General features: G+C 51.8%; 20 protein-coding genes. 11 read left to right on the top strand and 9 right to left on the bottom strand.

All coding sequences use genetic code 11. The features are described from left to right. Positions 1 to 25 precede the first annotated feature (25 nt). Positions 26 to 2344, bottom strand: coding sequence for an ATP-dependent Clp protease ATP-binding subunit ClpA (gene clpA, locus J4E70_RS09700; RefSeq protein ID WP_213888906.1), 2319 nt, complete (start codon positions 2342 to 2344; stop codon positions 26 to 28). A gap of 175 nt (positions 2345 to 2519) precedes the next feature. Further along, positions 2520 to 3287 carry a hydroxyacylglutathione hydrolase gene (gene gloB, locus J4E70_RS09695; RefSeq protein WP_213888905.1) on the bottom strand — a complete coding sequence of 256 codons (768 nt, stop codon included), beginning with the start codon at positions 3285 to 3287 and terminating at the stop codon, positions 2520 to 2522. 101 nt (positions 3288 to 3388) lie between these two features. Between gloB and J4E70_RS09690 the strand changes: the two genes are divergently transcribed. The 8 genes from J4E70_RS09690 (at position 3389) to J4E70_RS09655 (ending at position 10474) form a co-directional block, all read left to right on the top strand. Beyond that, positions 3389 to 4060, top strand: coding sequence for a DUF938 domain-containing protein (locus tag J4E70_RS09690; RefSeq protein ID WP_213888904.1), 672 nt, complete (start codon positions 3389 to 3391; stop codon positions 4058 to 4060). Positions 4061 to 4139: 79 nt separating this feature from the next. After that, entirely contained in the window at positions 4140 to 4886 is a 747-nt protein-coding gene (locus tag J4E70_RS09685) for a class I SAM-dependent methyltransferase (protein ID WP_213888903.1), read from the top strand. Positions 4887 to 5146: 260 nt separating this feature from the next. Beyond that, on the top strand, positions 5147 to 5707 hold the full coding sequence (locus J4E70_RS09680; protein WP_213888902.1) for a F0F1 ATP synthase subunit delta: 561 nt from the start codon (positions 5147 to 5149) through the stop codon (positions 5705 to 5707). After that, the gene (atpA, locus tag J4E70_RS09675) at positions 5707 to 7245 is read left to right on the top strand and encodes a F0F1 ATP synthase subunit alpha (protein WP_213888901.1); all 1539 of its coding nucleotides are present in this window, start codon (positions 5707 to 5709) and stop codon (positions 7243 to 7245) included. Before J4E70_RS09680 ends, atpA begins: the two co-directional genes overlap by 1 nt. 30 nt (positions 7246 to 7275) lie before the next feature. Further along, on the top strand, positions 7276 to 8145 hold the full coding sequence (locus tag J4E70_RS09670) for a F0F1 ATP synthase subunit gamma (protein ID WP_213888900.1): 870 nt from the start codon (positions 7276 to 7278) through the stop codon (positions 8143 to 8145). Positions 8146 to 8162: 17 nt separating this feature from the next. Then, a complete protein-coding gene (gene atpD / locus J4E70_RS09665) occupies positions 8163 to 9587 on the top strand; it encodes a F0F1 ATP synthase subunit beta (protein WP_213888899.1) in 1425 nt (474 codons plus the stop codon). 11 nt (positions 9588 to 9598) lie between these two features. Further along, a complete protein-coding gene (locus tag J4E70_RS09660; protein WP_213888898.1) occupies positions 9599 to 10006 on the top strand; it encodes a F0F1 ATP synthase subunit epsilon in 408 nt (135 codons plus the stop codon). A gap of 117 nt (positions 10007 to 10123) precedes the next feature. Then, positions 10124 to 10474: an H-type lectin domain-containing protein gene (locus J4E70_RS09655; RefSeq protein WP_213888897.1), complete on the top strand. Its 351-nt coding sequence runs from the start codon at positions 10124 to 10126 to the stop codon at positions 10472 to 10474. 81 nt (positions 10475 to 10555) lie between these two features. On the opposite strand, the gene J4E70_RS09650 is transcribed toward J4E70_RS09655, so the two are convergent. Continuing rightward, on the bottom strand, positions 10556 to 11572 hold the full coding sequence (locus J4E70_RS09650) for a ribose-phosphate pyrophosphokinase (RefSeq protein WP_213888896.1): 1017 nt from the start codon (positions 11570 to 11572) through the stop codon (positions 10556 to 10558). Between the two features lie 107 nt (positions 11573 to 11679). Between J4E70_RS09650 and J4E70_RS09645 the strand changes: the two genes are divergently transcribed. Next, complete coding sequence (locus tag J4E70_RS09645; protein WP_213888895.1) at positions 11680 to 12279, top strand: 2-hydroxychromene-2-carboxylate isomerase; 600 nt, start codon at positions 11680 to 11682, stop codon at positions 12277 to 12279. A 39-nt stretch (positions 12280 to 12318) separates the two neighbouring features. On the opposite strand, the gene J4E70_RS09640 is transcribed toward J4E70_RS09645, so the two are convergent. The 6 genes from J4E70_RS09640 to J4E70_RS09615 form a co-directional block, all read right to left on the bottom strand. Continuing rightward, positions 12319 to 13368 carry a threonine aldolase family protein gene (locus J4E70_RS09640; RefSeq protein WP_213888894.1) on the bottom strand — a complete coding sequence of 350 codons (1050 nt, stop codon included), beginning with the start codon at positions 13366 to 13368 and terminating at the stop codon, positions 12319 to 12321. Continuing rightward, positions 13368 to 13838, bottom strand: a complete 471-nt coding sequence (locus tag J4E70_RS09635; RefSeq protein WP_213888893.1) for a YcgN family cysteine cluster protein — start codon at positions 13836 to 13838, stop codon at positions 13368 to 13370. The genes J4E70_RS09640 and J4E70_RS09635 overlap by 1 nt, the downstream gene beginning before the upstream one ends. 4 nt (positions 13839 to 13842) lie before the next feature. Then, entirely contained in the window at positions 13843 to 14781 is a 939-nt protein-coding gene (locus J4E70_RS09630) for a bifunctional riboflavin kinase/FAD synthetase (RefSeq protein ID WP_213888892.1), read from the bottom strand. Between the two features lie 38 nt (positions 14782 to 14819). Next, positions 14820 to 15263, bottom strand: a complete 444-nt coding sequence (locus J4E70_RS09625) for a MaoC family dehydratase (protein WP_213888891.1) — start codon at positions 15261 to 15263, stop codon at positions 14820 to 14822. Positions 15264 to 15407: 144 nt separating this feature from the next. Then, positions 15408 to 16280: a TIGR01459 family HAD-type hydrolase gene (locus J4E70_RS09620; protein ID WP_213888890.1), complete on the bottom strand. Its 873-nt coding sequence runs from the start codon at positions 16278 to 16280 to the stop codon at positions 15408 to 15410. A gap of 116 nt (positions 16281 to 16396) precedes the next feature. Then, positions 16397 to 17317 carry a manganese-dependent inorganic pyrophosphatase gene (locus tag J4E70_RS09615; protein WP_213888889.1) on the bottom strand — a complete coding sequence of 307 codons (921 nt, stop codon included), beginning with the start codon at positions 17315 to 17317 and terminating at the stop codon, positions 16397 to 16399. A gap of 156 nt (positions 17318 to 17473) precedes the next feature. Here J4E70_RS09615 and J4E70_RS09610 point away from each other — a divergent pair, with 156 nt between their 5' ends. Both J4E70_RS09610 and J4E70_RS09605 read left to right on the top strand, forming a co-directional pair. Beyond that, positions 17474 to 18148, top strand: coding sequence for a DUF2161 domain-containing phosphodiesterase (locus tag J4E70_RS09610; protein WP_213888888.1), 675 nt, complete (start codon positions 17474 to 17476; stop codon positions 18146 to 18148). Positions 18149 to 18312: 164 nt separating this feature from the next. After that, complete coding sequence (locus J4E70_RS09605; protein ID WP_213888887.1) at positions 18313 to 18600, top strand: co-chaperone GroES; 288 nt, start codon at positions 18313 to 18315, stop codon at positions 18598 to 18600. The last annotated feature ends 15 nt before the right edge of the window (positions 18601 to 18615 follow it).

The following is an 18615-nucleotide window of genomic DNA, read 5'->3' as shown; positions in this document are numbered from 1 at the left end:
TTTCTTGAACATTTGACCTATGTGATCAGTCGGCAGTTAACAGCGGCGGTGTTTTTCCTGAAAGTTGTCGTTTTTCTGGTGCTAACATTGTGATTTTAAGCTCGCCCCCTTTGGTGCCAACTTTGACCACGCCACCTTTCGCCAGTTTACCAAACAGCAGTTCCTCGGCCAGAGGTTTCTTGATGTGTTCCTGAATGACACGGCCAAGTGGGCGCGCACCCATTTTTGTGTCATACCCTTTGTCGGCCAGCCATTCCGCGGCAGAGCGGCTAAGCTCTATCGTAACATTGCGGTCCATCAACTGCGCTTCAAGCTGAAGCACGAATTTCTCGACCACTTGCAGGATCACTTCTTTGCTGAGCGGCGCAAAGCTGACCACCGCATCCAGACGATTTCGGAATTCTGGTGTGAATGTCCGCTCGATCGCTGCGGTATCTTCGCCTTCGCGCCGATCACGACCAAATCCGATAGCCTCTTTGGCTTGTTCGGCTGCACCAGCGTTTGATGTCATGATCAAAATCACATTACGGAAATCAACCGTTCTGCCATTGTGGTCGGTCAGTTTGCCGTGATCCATGACCTGCAACAGAATATTGTAAACATCCGGGTGCGCTTTTTCCATTTCGTCAAGCAGCAGTACACAGTGTGGGTGCTGATCGACGCCATCTGTCAGCATACCACCTTGATCAAACCCGACATAACCCGGAGGTGCGCCGATTAGCCGTGATACCGCGTGTTTTTCCATGTACTCGGACATGTCAAAGCGCAAAAGCTCGACACCCAGGGTATCAGCGAGCTGCTTGGCGACCTCAGTCTTGCCGACACCCGTAGGACCGGTAAATAGATAGTTGCCAATGGGTTTCTCTGGTTCACGCAGACCGGCACGGGCCAGTTTGATAGCCGAAGACAGCGCGTCGATTGCACTATCCTGACCAAAGACCACCCGTTTCAGAGATTTCTCAAGATCGCGCAGAACTTCTGCGTCGTCTTTGGAGACACTTTTCGGTGGGATGCGGGCAATTTTTGCAACCACAGCCTCAATTTCCTTGGTGCCAATCGTTTTGCGGCGTTTGGATTCCGTTAGAAGATGTTGCGCAGCACCTGCTTCGTCGATCACATCGATGGCTTTATCTGGCAGCTTACGGTCCGTAATGTAGCGTGCTGACAAATCCACTGCGGTCCTGATTGCATCAGCCGTGTAGCGGATATCGTGGTGGTCCTCAAAATATGGCTTGAGTCCGCGCAAGATTTTTACAGTGTCTTCTATGGAAGGTTCGTTCACGTCAATTTTCTGAAACCTGCGCGAAAGTGCGCGGTCTTTTTCAAAATGCTGACGGAATTCTTTATAAGTGGTAGAACCCATACAGCGCAACTTGCCACCTTGAAGCGCGGGTTTCAGCAGGTTGCTGGCGTCCATGGCACCACCAGACGTGGCACCGGCCCCGATTACAGTATGTATTTCATCAATGAACAAAACCGCATCTGGGTGCTCTTCGAGTTCAGACATCACAGCTTTCAGCCGCTCTTCAAAATCCCCGCGGTAACGTGTGCCCGCCAAAAGCGCGCCCATATCAAGCGAATAAATCGTCGCCTGAGAAAGGATTTCAGGTGTTTCACCCTGTACGATTTTGCGTGCCAAACCTTCTGCAATAGCAGTCTTCCCGACACCGGGATCGCCTACCAAAAGCGGGTTATTCTTGCGGCGGCGGCATAGCACCTGAATGCAGCGCTCTACCTCGTGTTCGCGGCCAATCAACGGGTCAACATCGCCCTTGCGTGATTTCGCGTTCAGATCGACGCAATATTTTGCAAGGGCAGATTCTTTACCCTCTTCTTCAGCAACCTGCGTCGCTTCCTCAAAATCGGAGGAGCCGGTAACTGGTCGGGCTTCGCCAAAGCCAGGGTCTTTGGCGACTCCATGCGCGATATAGTTCACCGCATCGTAACGTGTCATTTCCTGTTCTTGCAGGAAGTAAGCCGCATTGCTCTCGCGCTCCGCGAAAATAGCCACAAGTACGTTTGCACCCGTTACTTCAGAACGCCCCGAAGACTGAACGTGGATGGCCGCGCGTTGGATGACGCGCTGGAAAGCTGCGGTTGGCACAGCTTCAGACCCCTCAACATCAGTGACGAGCGTGTTCAGGTCATCGTCTATGAATTCGCTTAGAGTCTGGCGCAGTTCTGACAGATCAACACTGCAGGCCAACATGACCTTCGCTGCGTCAGGCTCATCAATCAGCGCCAAAAGCAAATGTTCCAGGGTGGCAAGTTCATGTTGACGTGCGTTCGCTAAGGCTAACGCAGAATGGATTGCCTGCTCGAGCGTATTTGAAAATGAAGGCACGACGTGGTGCTCCTTTCATTTGGTCCGGATGGGAAGCCCACCTTGACCGTGGCCTGTTACTCTTAAAGTTCGGTTGTGTTCCCGCGAGCTTCAAGGTCTTTTTTATCAAATCATGTCACATTTCATGTCATTGGGCGAAATTAATGTGGCTTGACACTGTTCTTTTTTTAAAACCTCAAAAATTGTCCTTTCGACGGCGAATTTCAGCAAAGACAGAGACATCATCGAAATCCGTCATTGAAAGCGCTAATTTCATTGATGGCAAATGCGCCCTGAGAAACGGATTGGTCGCCTTTTCTTCTGTCAGGGTTGAAGGGACCGTTGCGCGGCCCGAGGCCCTGGCTGCGGCAATTGACTGCGCTCTTGATATAAGTGCCTCATTATCCGGTTCAATGGTCAGCGCAAATCTGGCGTTCGCTTGAGTGTACTCATGCCCGGAATACACGATTGTATCATCAGGCAATGCCGCAAGCTTTGAAAGGCTGTTCCACATTTGCGCGGCTGAGCCTTCAAACAGTCTTCCGCATCCAAGCGCCATAAGGCTGTCTGCAGTAAAGACGGCATTGGCAGAGGGGATAAAATACGCGATATGACCAACCGTATGGCCCGAAACGTCTAAAACACGTACATTTTGGCCTGCAAACGTGAATTCCGCTCCATCTGACACAGCGGTATCAAGTGCGGGTAACCGATGCTTATCAGCCGCAGCACCTACGATGACCGGTGCGTAACGCTCCTTAAGCGCAGCGACACCGTCGATATGGTCATAATGGTGATGTGTGAGAAGGATCATGTCGAGCGACCAGCCGCGTCGCTCAAGTTCTTCTATGATTGGGGCTGCTTCTGGCGCATCAACCAAAGCGGTCTGGTTATGCTCCGGACTATGCATAAGGAAAGCATAGTTGTCGGACAGGCAGGGAACGGTGATGATTTCGAGGGGCACGAGGAGGAGACCTTTCTTTTGAGTCCCCAAAGTCTTGCCCAAAGAACTGGCGAGCGCAATATTGAGTGGCAATAAAAACACAGCAAAAATATAGTGATGATATGACAAAAACACCTCTGATCATGCCTGATGCCCCTTTCTTAAAAGAACATAATGAGGATGGTCAGCTGTTTTCCCCTTCTGCAGAGCGCAATCTTGGTCCGATTATTAAGCAGCTCGCGAACCATGTTCCAGCGCAGGGGACGGCACTGGAGATTGCAAGCGGGACGGGGCAACATGTTGCAACTCTGGCTAAACGGTTCCCGAGGGTGAATTGGCAACCCAGCGATATTGCCCTTGACCGGCTGCGTAGCATCGAAGCTTGGCGCAAAACGGTTAGGTTGGACAATCTCTTACCAGCGCTTCAACTGAACGCCGCAGGGAAATGGGACGATCACCTAACAGATTTGAAACTGATTTATGTCGTCAACCTGTTCCACCTGATCTCGGAAAAGGACGCAGTGGCAGTTCTCAAAGGAATGTCCGATTCGTTGGGGAATGATGGGCGTGTCTTTATTTATGGCCCATTCAAAGAACATGAACAGTATCGCAGTGAAGGCGATGCGCGGTTTGATTCAAACCTTACCGCTCAGGACCCGGAAATTGGATATAAAGATGTCGCCTGGATGTGGCGGCAAATGAAGGATTCGGGGCTTGGTCGCGTAGAGCAGGTAGAAATGCCGGCGAACAACCTGTCGCTTGTTTCCCAAAAAATAGTTGAATCCCCGGTTTAACGCTAAACAACGTAATCGTGGCATTTTCAGTCTCATTGAGTATGGTCTGTCCTGACACCACTATACACGGTGAAATTTTATGCACCTCGACGTGTTAGATTTGAGGAACTTTTATTACCGCAGTATGCTGGGACGCACTGCGCAAAAAGCAGTGCGTGATCAGATTTTCAAACTCTGGCCAGAAGCGAAGGGGCAAACCGTTGTCGGTTTCGGGTTCGCAGCACCTTTGTTGCGGCCGTATTTAAAGGATGCACGGCGCGTTATGGCGCTTATGCCCGGCCCGCAAGGTGTGATGCATTGGCCTACGGGGGAACGGAATGTCGCCTTGCTTTGCGAGGAAACGATTTGGCCGTTGCAGACGGGCTCGGTTGATAAGCTTGTTTTGATGCACGGTTTGGAAACCAGTGAACACCCAACCGCATTGCTCGAGGAATGCTGGCGCGTACTCGGACCCGGTGGTCGAGCACTGTTTGTTGTACCAAACCGTGCTGGGTTGTGGGCCCGTCGCGACAAAACACCTTTTGGATACGGGCGCCCTTTCAGTTTGATCCAACTGGAAAACCAGTTACGCCGTCACAACTTTGTTCCGGAACGCCACGTCGCTGCATTATTCGCCCCACCGAGCGATCGACGCTTCTGGCTGCGCACCGGACAAATCTGGGAGAAAGGGGGGCGAAAAATATCGTCGTACCTTGCAGGCGGGGTATTGATTGTAGAGGCGACGAAGCAGGTTTTCGCCCCAACGAAGCCCGGATTGCCGGAAGCGATCCGTCGTCCGTTGAATGTTCTTGATGGTTTAACGAAACCCGAAGTGAAACCAATCTAGTCAATAGGAATCGCCTAGAGACAGGGATTCTTTAATTTTTTTCGATGTTTTTCGTGACGCATTCCGTCGCACCCGGCCTAAACCCTTGTTTTACAGGCCTAGAGAATGAACGGAATAACATCAAAGGCAGTTGATAGGTGAGAATGCGTCTGCTACACCCCTGCCGAATTTGGCGCTTACATTCGTTTGCGCTTATAAGCCGCCCTGCCATGCATCCTGAGAAGATGTAAGTCGGGGCTCGTGACATCGGAAGGGTGGACGTGTCAGAACCAGCTTCGATCTCATCAGGCATTGCTAAGCGCTATGCCACGGCCATTTTTGAATTGGCCAAAGAAGGCAAAAGCCTTAAAGCGCTTGAAGGCGACCTTGATACGCTTGAGGCCGCGATTGCCGAAAGCAGCGATTTTGCTGCATTGATTTCTTCGCCAGTTTATTCTCGCGAAGATCAGGCGGGGGCCCTAAGTGCGCTTGCCAAAAAAATGAAACTATCGCCAATGGTGTCTAATTCGCTAGGTCTTATGGCAAGCAAACGCCGCCTGTTTGTGCTGCCTTATCTGGCCGCCGAACTGCGTCAGCAAATTGCTGATGAAAAAGGTGAGGTGACAGCAGACGTGACGGCAGCAAAAGCGCTGACCAAAACGCAATCGGACAAACTTGCCAAAACGCTGAAAGCGTCAATCGGAAAAGATGTCAAAATTAACGTGGCCGTCGATGAAAGTCTCATCGGTGGCCTTATTGTTAAGGTGGGCTCGAAAATGATCGATACGTCGATTCGGGCCAAGCTAAACACCCTCCAGAATTCAATGAAAGAGGTCGGATAATGGGTATCCAAGCAGCCGAAATCTCTGCGATCCTCAAGGAGCAGATCAAAAACTTCGGGCAAGACGCTGAAGTCGCAGAAGTGGGCCGCGTGCTCTCTGTTGGCGATGGTATTGCGCGGGTCTACGGGTTGGACAATGTTCAAGCCGGTGAGATGGTCGAGTTCCCGGGCGGAATTCGGGGCATGGCCCTGAACTTGGAAGCAGACAACGTAGGGGTCGTGATCTTTGGCTCAGACAGTGACATCAAAGAAGGCGATGTCGTTAAACGCACAAAATCGATTGTGGACGTTCCGATTGGTGACGAACTGCTTGGTCGCGTTGTTGACGGCCTTGGGAACCCAATTGATGGCAAAGGCGCTGTCAAAACAAAGAAACGCGCTGTTGCTGACCAGAAAGCGCCTGGCATCATCCCGCGTAAATCGGTTCACGAGCCAATGGCGACGGGCCTGAAATCTGTTGACGCTATGATCCCGATCGGCCGTGGCCAGCGCGAGCTGATCATTGGTGACCGCCAAACCGGTAAAACTGCCGTTGCGTTGGATACGATCCTGAATCAGAAAGCTTACAACGACGCCGCTGGCGACGATGAGAGCAAAAAACTCTATTGTATCTACGTTGCTGTTGGTCAAAAACGCTCAACCGTTGCGCAGTTGGTCAAGAAGCTCGAAGAAACCGGCGCGATTGAATATACAATCGTCGTGGCTGCAACCGCATCTGATCCGGCACCAATGCAGTTCCTTGCACCTTATTCGGCGACTACTATGGCTGAGCATTTCCGTGACAACGGACGCCACGCGCTGATCATTTACGATGACCTTAGTAAGCAAGCTGTTTCCTACCGTCAGATGTCTCTGTTGCTGCGCCGTCCGCCCGGACGTGAAGCTTACCCAGGTGACGTTTTCTACCTTCACTCCCGCCTGCTGGAACGTTCTTCTAAATTGAACGAAGACAATGGTTCCGGTTCTTTGACCGCCCTGCCGATCATTGAAACCCAAGGTGGTGACGTTTCTGCGTTTATCCCTACCAACGTGATCTCGATCACTGACGGTCAGATCTTCCTGGAAACCGAACTGTTCTACCAAGGCATTCGCCCGGCTGTGAACACCGGTCTTTCGGTTTCGCGGGTTGGTTCTTCGGCACAAACCGATGCAATGAAATCTGTCGCTGGACCGGTTAAACTAGAACTGGCTCAGTATCGTGAGATGGCAGCTTTTGCGCAGTTCGGGTCTGACCTTGATGCATCAACACAAGCGATGCTGAATCGTGGTGCGCGTTTGACCGAGCTTATGAAGCAATCACAGTATTCACCTTTGACCAACGCCGAGATTGTTTGCGTGATTTACGCAGGCACCAAAGGCTATCTGGACAAGATCGATGTGAAACAAGTTGGTCGTTTCGAAGCAGGCCTGTTGAACCACCTGCGTCAAAACCACGCCGATTTGCTGAAAGACATCACCGACAATGACCGTAAGGTTAAAGGTGAGCTTGAGGATAAAATCAAAACGGCACTCGATGAATTCGCCGCAGATTTCGCTTAATTAACGTGGCCAGGGGATAGGATTGGATACATGCCAAACCTGAAGGACCTTAAGAACAGGATCGCGAGTGTCAAATCGACTCGCAAGATCACGAAGGCCATGCAGATGGTCGCCGCGGCAAAACTTCGCCGTGCGCAGGACGCTGCTGTAGCTGGACGCCCATACGCGGAGCGGATGAATGCCGTTCTGAGTGGGTTGGCAGCTTCAGTTGGCAAATCAGACTCCGCGCCTAAACTGCTCGCAGGGACCGGTTCCGACCAGAAGCACCTATTGGTGGTGTTGACGGCGGAACGGGGGCTTTGTGGCGGCTTCAACTCGTCAATTGTTAAACTTGCACGTGCCAAGGCAGAACAGCTGATCGCTTCCGGTAAAACGGTGCAGATTTTGACAGTTGGCAAGAAGGGTCGAGAGCAGCTTAAGCGTGAATACAGCAGTCATTTTGTCGATCACGTTGACCTTTCCGAGGTCAAACGTGTTGGTTACGCCAACGCCGATGGGATTGCGAGCGGGGTTATCGACCGCTTTATCGCAGGCGAATTTGACGTGGCAACCCTTTTCTACAACCGTTTTGAGAGTGTGATCAGTCAGATACCGACTGAACAGCAGGTTATCCCTGCAACTTTTGAAGATACGGGTGAAACGGGTACGGTTTACGACTACGAGCCTGATCAAGAAGAAATCCTTGCTGATCTTCTGCCGCGTGGAATTGCCACCCAGATTTTCGCCGCTCTGCTAGAGAATGGCGCGTCTGAGCAAGGCGCGCGTATGTCCGCTATGGACAACGCAACACGCAACGCTGGTGAAATGATCGACAAACTGACGATCATTTACAACCGTTCGCGTCAGGCAGTTATCACAAACGAGCTTATCGAAATTATCTCGGGCGCTGAAGCGCTCTAAAGAACCGGAGAAACGACATGGCAAATGCAAAAGGCAAAGTGACTCAGGTCATCGGCGCCGTTGTCGACGTTCAGTTCGAGGATGCACTTCCCGAAATTCTGAACGCGCTGAACACAGAAAACAATGGCAAGAAACTGGTTCTTGAAGTGTCCCAGCATCTTGGCGAAAGATCAGTACGCTGTATCGCGATGGATGCGACTGAAGGCTTGGTTCGCGGTGCAGAGGTTGAAGACACTGGCGCTCCGATTCAGGTGCCGGTCGGCAATGCAACGTTGGGCCGTATCCTTAACGTTACCGGCGATCCGGTTGACGAGAAGGGTCCTGTAAAGGCGGATGAGCACCGTTCGATCCACCGGGACGCCCCTGCGTTTTCGGAACAGTCGACAGAATCTGTGGTGCTGGAAACAGGCATCAAGGTGATCGACCTTCTGGCGCCTTATGCGAAGGGCGGTAAAATCGGCCTCTTCGGTGGTGCAGGTGTGGGTAAAACCGTTCTCATCATGGAACTGATCAACAACATCGCGAAAGTGCACTCAGGCTTCTCTGTGTTTGCTGGGGTTGGAGAGCGGACACGTGAAGGAAACGACCTTTACCACGAGATGATCGAATCCGGCGTTATCGTTCCGGATGATCTGGAAAAGTCCAAAGTGGCGCTGGTCTATGGCCAGATGAACGAGCCTCCCGGAGCGCGGATGCGTGTTGCTCTGTCAGGTCTGACTTTGGCGGAACAGTTCCGCGACCAATCTGGTACAGACGTTCTGTTCTTCGTTGATAACATCTTCCGCTTTACACAGGCGGGTTCCGAGGTGTCAGCACTTCTGGGCCGTATTCCATCTGCTGTGGGCTATCAGCCAACACTGGCAACTGACATGGGTGCGCTGCAAGAACGGATTACATCGACCAAAGCTGGTTCGATTACTTCGGTTCAGGCGATCTACGTACCTGCGGATGACCTTACCGACCCTGCACCAGCGACATCGTTTGCGCACCTCGATGCGACAACCGTTCTGTCGCGTGCGATTTCAGAACTTGGTATTTATCCTGCTGTTGACCCACTTGACTCAACTTCGCGGCTTCTTGACCCGTCTGTTATCGGGGATGAGCATTATAAAGTGGCAACTGACGTTCAGGAAATTTTGCAGCGTTACAAGTCGCTTCAGGATATCATTGCCATCCTTGGTATGGACGAACTGAGCGAAGAAGATAAACTGACTGTTGCACGTGCGCGTAAAATTCAGCGGTTCCTCAGCCAACCATTCGACGTTGCGAAAGTGTTCACTGGTTCTGACGGTAAACAGGTTCCGCTGGCAGATACGATTTCTTCGTTCAAGGCTGTTGTTGCCGGCGAATATGACCACTTGCCAGAAGGTGCATTCTATATGGTTGGTGGCATCGACGAAGTTGTCGCTAAAGCCGAGAAAATGGCAGCAGACGCAGCCTAAGGGAGGGCCTGATGGCCGATACGATGCAATTCGACCTGGTGTCGCCCGAACGCAGGCTTGCCTCTGTTCAGGCGACGGAAATCCAGCTTCCGGGAGCCGATGGCGACATGACCGCAATGCCGGATCACGCACCTGTCATTACGACATTGCGTCCCGGAATCGTGCGGGTTGTCAGTTCTGAGGGAACAACAGAGTACGTCGTCAGTGGCGGTTTTGCTGAAATTACCAGCGGTGCGGCCTCTGTATTGGCAGAACACGCACTACCAGTGTCTGAGATGACGCAGGACATTCTGAACGGGTTTGCTGCCGACGCAGCTGAAAAGCAACAACAGGCAAGACCTGAGGAAAAGGATGTGACTGCTAAGCGCGTTGCCGATATTGCGGCGCTAGCATCTGAAATCGGGCTAGCCTCAAGCTGATATTCGGTTTTCTGAACAGATTTCAAAGCCCTGCTACTTCTTTGCGGGGCTTTGACGTATTCGGGGCAATGTTTTGCCAATTTCTCCGGATAAGGTTCAGTCCGAAAGGTATTTTGAATGAAGCGATTGCACAGCCATCTGGTTGGTGTCGACCAAGGGGAAAAAACGCTGTTCTCTGATTTTGAGGATGGCGGTGACATGTGGACCGGAACCGGCCCGCGTGCATCGCGTGCAAGAGTGAAATTCTCATCTTCATTTCAATCAATTCCTGTTGTGCAGGTATCCATGTCGATGTGGGACATGGACCGTCTCACAAACAAGCGCGCAGACATACAGGCAGAAAATATTTCAAAAACTGGCTTTGATCTTGTTTTTCGTACATGGGCTGACAGCAGGGTCGCCCGTATTCGGGCGTCCTGGATTGCGATTGGCGATTTGCCTGACGAGGAAGAATGGGAGCTTTACTAAAAAAGCCCCGTTGGTGCGAAGAAACGCACGCCAAATCTTCTAAGTTTCGGCATGACGAGGCATCAAAGCCTTTAGGCTTGGTTAGCTGCTGTACATGCCTTCATAAATTGGCCCGAGTGTTTTTACGTCAAATAGAGACGAAACCGAAGTGCCGTGCCAGATGTTCAGGATTGCCTGCGCAAACATTGGCGCAGTTGGTACAATACGGATATTTTTGGCAGCTTTAACTTGTTTAGTTGGCTCGATCGAGTCTGTGATCACCAGACTTTTCATGACTGAATTGGTAATACGCTCTACAGCCGGGCCAGACAGAACGCCGTGCGTGATATAGGAATGTACTTCTTTTGCGCCGCTTTGAATCAACACTTCAGCCGCCTTGCAGAGCGTTCCAGCGGTATCGCAGATGTCATCAACGATTATACATGTCTTTCCAGTCACATCACCAATTACTGTCATTTCCGCGACTTCGCCTGCCTTCTCACGTCGTTTGTCAACGATCGAAAGTGGGCAGCCAATCCGCTGCGCCAGTTCGCGCGCGCGTGCAACCCCGCCTACGTCGGGAGAGACGATCATCACATCGTTGAGTTTGTCTTTAAACTGGTGCTGAATATCGAGTGCGAAGACAGGGGATGCATACAGGTTATCGACCGGGATATCAAAGAAACCCTGAATCTGCGCCGCGTGCAGATCCATCGTTAAAACCCGCTCAATACCTGTTCCGGTAATCATATTTGCGACAAGTTTCGCGGTAATGGGGGTGCGTGCCTTTGTGCGGCGATCTTGCCGGGCGTAACCAAAATAAGGAATCACTGCTGTGACACGTGCCGCTGAAGAGCGTTTCAGCGCATCCGCCATGATAAGCAGTTCCATCAGGTTGTCATTGGCAGGATTAGACGTTGGCTGGATTATGAACATATCCTCGCCGCGCACATTCTCGTAGACTTCAACAAAGATTTCCTGATCATTGAAGCGCTCTACGCGAGCATCTACCAGGTCAATGTTAACACCACGGTGCATCGACATTCTGCGGGCAATAGATTTTGCCAGACTTAGGTTGGCATTACCGGAAATGAGTTTCGGTTCAGTTACGGTCGGCATGTTTTTGGTCCCCAGGTGAAGTCGTCGAGATGACAGAATCGTGACGTTGACACCGCTTATCACCCAGCTAGGGTCTTGCAAAGAATGCAACACGCCAGGAGGGCCAAATGGCTCATATAGATTACTATTTCGCAACAATTTCACCCTTTGCGTATCTCGCGGGGACCCGGTTGGAAGAAATTGCTGCTAAGCACGGGGCAACCATTACCTACAAACCTTTGGATCTTATGGCGCTATTTTCGCGCACGGGTGGCGTTCCACCAAAAGATCGGCATCCTTCGCGAATTGAAATGCGCGCACAGGAAATAGAAAGACAGGCGAAAAAAACCGGGTTGCCGCTTAATCCGAAGCCCGCGTTCTTTCCAACGAATATGGCACCCAGTGCCTACGCTATCATTGCCGCACAAAATGCTGGTGGTGGCGATTTGGGGAAACTCGCACATGGTATTTTGGCAGCGTGTTGGGCCGAAGATAAAAATATAGCCGAAGATGAGGTGATCAAAGGCTGCCTGAAAACCGCCGGGTTCGACCCGTCATTGGCTGACAGTGGCTTGCTTGCCGGGGCGGAAACCTATGCGGCAAACTTGGAAGACGCAGTGAAGCGTGGTGCATTCGGATCACCCTTTTATGTCACGGATTCAGACCAAAGGTTTTGGGGACAGGACAGACTAGATGATCTGGATCTGCACCTCGCTGGAAAGATCTAGGTTTGCAGGGTTTTGGTAGCGGTTGAGAAGGGGGTACTGTTACCCCCGAACCAGATCAAGAAACCGGTCGATGTTTTCATCCGTCATTGACCAGTCGGTCACCAGCCGGGCTGTCAAAATCTCATCCGGGTCACTTCCGTCTAATGCACCTTCCCAGATGTAGTACTGAGCGCCAGCGTCGTGAAGACGTTGATGCCCTGCACGCGACCATCCCGCAAAGATCATATTGACAGCGGGTTCATGCACAAAGGTTGTCCCTTCGATTTGCTTTAGCCCATGCGCCAGCCGCGCTGTCGCGTCGTTTGCGGCTTTAGCCGATCGAAGCCACAGATCATCATCCAGATAGGCGGCCATCTGAGCCGAAAGGTACCGGTGCTTGGAAAAAAGATGCGCTCCGCGTTTGCGACGCAGCTCAAATTCCCATGCATGTTTCGGGTCGAAAAAGATGACTGCTTCGACGCCCATCAGGCCGTTTTTTGTACCTCCGAAACTGACAACGTCAACTCCTGCTTTCCAGGTCATTTCAGCAGCACTGCAACCCAGCGCAACAAGCGCATTTGTGAACCGCGCGCCGTCCATATGGACAGGCAAACCAAAGGCCTTGGCCGATTTGGCAATGGCACGAATTTCATCCAGACTGTATATCGTTCCACGCTCTGTCGCCTGGGTCATTGATACCGGTCCGCGCTGAGGGCCATGCACACCACGGGTTTCTTCTTTTTCGACGGCTTCACGCAACGCGTCTGCTGTAAACTTTGCGTCGTCGCCTTTGACTAGGGTCAGCTTGGCACCGCCCGTGTAAAACTCTGGTGCGTTACATTCGTCTTCGTGGATATGGGCGACCGTAGAACAGAATACTGTCTCCCAGGGATTACAGAGTGTGGCCAGTGCGAGGGAGTTCGCTGCTGTCCCTGTCGCTACCAGATAGACCGCAGCTTCTGGTGCCTCGAATATTTCACGGATGCGGGTGTGAACGTTGTCCATCAGGACATCTGCACCATAAGGCATCGCGTAGCTTTCGTTCGCGTGTGCTAGGGCTTCCATAACACTTGGATGCACCGGGCCAGAATTGTCGGAGGCAAAAAACATCAGCAGGGTTCCTCGATCACATAATCTTCCCAGTCTTCTTCTGAGATTTCGAATTCAGGTACCGTCCATCCACGTACTGATTGGCCCGCTTCATGTACCGACTCGGGTGTTCCGGAAATAAGCGGGTGCCAGTCGTAAAGCGGCTTGCCTTCGTGCAAAAGGCGATAGGCGCATGTGGCGGGCATAAAATACGCAACATCAGGCAATGTCTTAGGTGTCAGAACAACACATTCAGGCACAAACTGCTTGCGGATATCATATTGCCCACAGCGGCAGGTTTGGTCGTCAAGCAACCGGCAGGCCACACGAGTAAACACAACTTCACCGGATTCTTCGTCTTCCAGCTTGTTCAGACAGCATTTTCCGCAGCCGTCGCAAAGCGCTTCCCACTCTTTGGCGGTTAGGTTTTTTAACGCTACTTTTTCCCAGAATTTCGGTCGTAGCCCATCGCGGTTTATCGGATCTTTCATAGGATCACACGTCAGCGAGAAGTGCGCGCGCTTTGGCGCAATCTGCATCCATTTGTGCAATCAGGGCGTCAAGGCTGTCAAACTTCAGCTCTGGTCGCAGATACTCGATAAGCGCGACAGATAGGTTTGCTCCATAAAGATCGCCTTTGAAATCGAATAGATAAGTTTCAAGGTTTGGTTGATTGACGCCAAACATTGGCCTCACACCCATGCTGGCTGCACCGTCGTATTGGCCTGCGTGCGGTCCATCCAGAACTTCAACTTTGACGGCGTAGACCCCAAATTTTGGCGGGTGAAGCCCGTCGATTGACATGTTGGTCGTTGGATAGCCAAGCTCTCGTCCGCGCTGTTCGCCGTGGATCACTTCTCCTTCAATGCGGTGCCAGTGGCCCAGCATTCGCGCGGCATCCCCAGGTCGGCCATCGGTTAGGGCGTTGCGGATTGAGGTGGAAGAAAACTCACCCTTACCATCAGAAACGAGCGGAACAACCGTGACACCAAACCCTAGTTCTTCGCCAAAGGCCTTCAGGTCTTCCGCGTTTCCGGACCGTCCTTTGCCAAAGCAGAAATCCTCGCCAACCACAATATGACGTAATCCAAGACCTTCTACGATCACCTGTTCCGCGAACTCACGAGCGGAATGTGAAGATAAAACACTGTTGAAATTAAGTTCATAAAGCCGTTCCACCCCGAGTTTTTCAAGCCGGTGCGCGCGCGCATCGGCATTCATCAGTCGAAAGGGTGGGGCGTCGGGCGCAAAATACTGGCGCGGGTGTGGTTCAAACGTCATAACGCCAAGCGGGCAGCCCAGTCCTTCGGCCTGCTCACGGGCAATTTCGATGACAACCTGATGGCCGCGATGCACCCCATCAAAGTTGCCAATCGCGGCACTGGCGCCGCGATCTATTTCTTCCACAAACTGGGTGTCTCGAACAATACGCATAAGACCAACTACCGAGGCCTAAGCGCCCTTGCAAGTCGTCAGTCGAATTTCCGGCTTGGGGCAAGTACGATTGCCTCGCCTTTCAGCACAACTTTGCCATCAACAGCACAATGGCAGTCCATTTTTACCCGGCGACGGGAATAGTCGATCTCTATGACTTCGACTTCGGCATAGACAATATCGCCGGGGCGAACGGGGGCCATGAATTTCAATGTCTGACCAAGATAAACTGTGCCGTGCCCGGGAAGCTGCTCGCCAATAACTGCAGAGATCAGCCCGGCCGTCAGCATACCATGTGCAATACGCCCCTCGAATATCGTGTCTTGAGCATAGGCATCATCCAGATGCACCGGATTTCGGTCTGTCGACACTTCTGCAAACATTTCGATATCACGGTCAGTGACTTCTTTGCTCAGATGTCGGCTCATGCCGATTTCGATGTCTTCTATGCAGATTGTTCCACGCGGCATATTGTCGAGCATCCCGTCTCTCCAGAAGGATTATGTTGCACTGCAGCATAAAGGAGTGCTGCAGTGCAGGCAAGTCGTAAAGTAATAAAACGGCAAATTTCGTGTTTCTGGTGAAATATTATTGCGTGGCGGATTTTGTTGCTGTTTTGGCAACGATTAGCGCAAAAACCCAATGGAATAGCGCGGCGTGAGCTGTGCAGCCTCAAGATACGCGTCAAGCGCAGCTGGGTTAGGCTGCCGGACTGTCTTGGTTTCTGTTGCTGCTAAGCCACCAGATATAAACAGCGAATCAAGATCCTCACCTGTGGCACCCTGAATATCGGTTGCGATTCCATCACCGATGCACAGGATGCGATGGTCGGGATAATCGGAGCCGAGCGCCAACAACCTTCGGTGTGCGAGGTCGTAGATCGGAGGGTGCGGTTTGCCAAAATACAGGCTTTCACCGCCCATTTCCGTGTAAAGCGCCGCCAATGCACCTGCACACCATTCGCGCCGCTCCCCTCGGTCGACAACGATATCCGGGTTGGCGCAAAGCAGTTTTAGACCTTTTTGTTTCGCATACAAAAATTGCGGGCGATAAACCTCGGGCAGGGCAAGCGGGTCTTCCGGGCCAGTACAGACGATGCCTTCAGCGTCTTGCAGTGACACCAGCAAAATTTCTGCGGCATCTTCGATGATTTTTAGCTTGGTGAAAAAGCCTTCCTCATCCTTCTTGCCGATGTGAAAGACCTTTTCGCCAACGACACCCTGAAACATAGCTGCGCGCGCACTGTCGCCGGATGTGGTGATTGTATCCCAGCAGTCTTTTGGGACACCTATCTGTTCAAGCTGCACCTCAACGCTGGCACGGGGACGAGGGGAGTTGGTAAGCAGCACAACTTTTCCTCCGCCTGCTCGGAAACGCTGTAACGCGTTTACTGCATCCGGAAATGGTTCCAGACCGTTGTGCAGACATCCCCAGAGATCGACAAACAGCGCATCATAGCGTGCAGATACGTCGTCGAGTGCTTCGATAATTTGCGTCATTTGGGCCTCGGCAGGTAAATATGTTCTTCGCGCATCATATGCGCAAAATGATCTTATTGCAGATGCAGAAAAAAGGGGCGCTAAAAAGCGCCCCGTTGTTCTTACTTTGGTTCGGATCAGACCGCCAGATTAGGAATGATCTGTTTTTTGCGGCTCATCACGCCCGGCAGAACGACAGCGTCGCCTTCGACAGTCGCACCAAAGCTTTTTTCAGCCACGGTTTTTGTCAATTCATTCGGGACTAGCATGGTTGCTTCTTCGTTCAGAATATCGACGACGAACAACAAGACCTGATCAACAGCATCTTCGGCTGCGACGGTGGTCATGCTCTCCATCAGGCTGGCTTTACGGTCGAGGACGATTTTTGGTGCCGTGGTTTCCAGAACCGAGACACGGAATTTAGTGTCACCAACAGTGTATTCTTTTGAATCCATCCGCAGCAGTTCGGCGTCTGAGAAGGCAGAAACGTCAGACTTCGCTTCGAACATTTCAGAAGCATAATCAGTGATATTGATGCCCAGTTCGCCTGCGAGTTTTTCTGCCAGTGCACGATCTGCATCGGTTGTTGTTGGTGAGCGGAACGCGAGCGTATCAGACAAAATACAGGACAGCATTGCGCCTTTGATATTGTCGGGCATTTTCGCCGCGTTGTCACCCATCAGGTCATACATGATGGTTGCGGTGCAGGCGAGCGGGCGGATCGTAATGTCGATTGGGCCCCGTGTTTTCAAGCCTCCGACCAGGAGGTGGTGGTCAATGATCTGCACAACGTTCGCGTCGTTGATTGCTTCGGGCAGTTCAGCAGGATTGTTGGTATCAACAACAACGCAGGTGTCATCGGCGGTGACGCCCGAAATGATCTCGGGTGTTTCAAACCCCCAGCGGTTCACGACAAAGGCAGCTTCAGTGTTCGGCCTTCCAAGCAACACCGGTTTGGCCTGCGTTCCTTTGATTTCGTTCAGGTACCATGCCCAGATAATAGGCGAGCCGGTTGAATCAGTGTCGGGGGCCTTGTGGCCAAAAACTAAGGTTGTCATGTTGCGGTCCATTTCAGGGTAAATTTTGTCGTCCTTATAGGGGGGTGGTCCTAGGTTGTCACGCGGCCTGGCTGTGGCTTTTTGGCCCATAAAAAACATTCAACAAAACCGGGCAGTTTTTCCTGACACGCAGGTTTCTTGAAGTTAAAAGAAACTATGACCCGTTTGCGCGAAACTGAACTCTATCCTCCTATTAAAGCATATCTTCAGTCACAGGGTTATGTTGTCAAAAGTGAGGTTCTGGCTGCAGATGTTGTGGCTTGTCGTGACGAAGAAGAGCCTGTGATTGTAGAACTGAAAACCGGTTTTTCCCTTTCGCTGTTTCATCAGGGTGTCGCGCGTCAGTCGGTTACAGATATTGTGTATCTGGCGGTTCCCATGGGGAAGGGGCGTTTGTTCAGCAAAACACTAAAAGATAATATCAGCCTTTGTCGTCGATTGGGGTTAGGTCTGATTACGGTTCGTTTGCGTGATCAACTGGTCGAGGTGCATCTTGATCCGGGGTCCTTCAAGCCACGCAAATCTAAGACGAAGAAAACCCGTCTGCTTCGCGAATTCGCGCGTCGTGAGGGTGATCCGAACACTGGCGGTGCAACGCGAAAAGGGCTGGTTACAGCCTATCGACAGGATGCGCTGCGTTGCGCTGGGTATCTGGCTGAGAACGGGGCCACCAAAGGTGCAGAGGTTGCCCATACAACAGGCGTCGAGAATGCGACTCGAATTATGTCTGACGATCACTATGGTTGGTTTGAACGCGTTTCCACGGGGGTTTATACCGTTACGCCGACGGGCTTAAGTGGCCTGAAATCCTATGGGTTTGCGCCCAAGTAACGTGAAACGTTGGGTCGGATTTTCGCAAACCCAAATTGCAATAACAAAATTTCGCAGTCTTCTGGTTGACTCACCCGTCTGTCATCCTTATTTCCATGTCGTTAGCACTCGGCAGAGACGAGTGACAACAGTACATAAACTTCGAACCAAGGAGCGTTCTAGAGATGGCATTGAAACCGCTGCACGACCGTGTGCTCGTTCGTCGCGTTGAAGGCGATGAGAAAACAGCAGGCGGCCTGATCATTCCAGACACCGCAAAAGAAAAACCAGCTGAAGGCGAAGTTATCGCTTGTGGCGAAGGTGCGCGGAAAGATTCTGGCGAACTGATCGAAATGGCTGTGAAAAACGGCGACAAGATTCTGTTCGGCAAATGGTCCGGCACCGAAGTTACCGTCGACGGCGAAGAGCTGCTGATGATGAAGGAAAGCGACATCCTGGGCATCATTACCTGATCCGACCCCTGTCCC

The sequence above is a fragment of the Pseudohalocynthiibacter aestuariivivens genome (assembly GCF_018457175.1).
GTDB lineage: Bacteria > Pseudomonadota > Alphaproteobacteria > Rhodobacterales > Rhodobacteraceae > Pseudohalocynthiibacter > Pseudohalocynthiibacter aestuariivivens.
The sequence above is the reverse complement of the archived record's forward strand: the minus strand, read 5'-3'. Positions and strand labels throughout refer to the sequence as shown.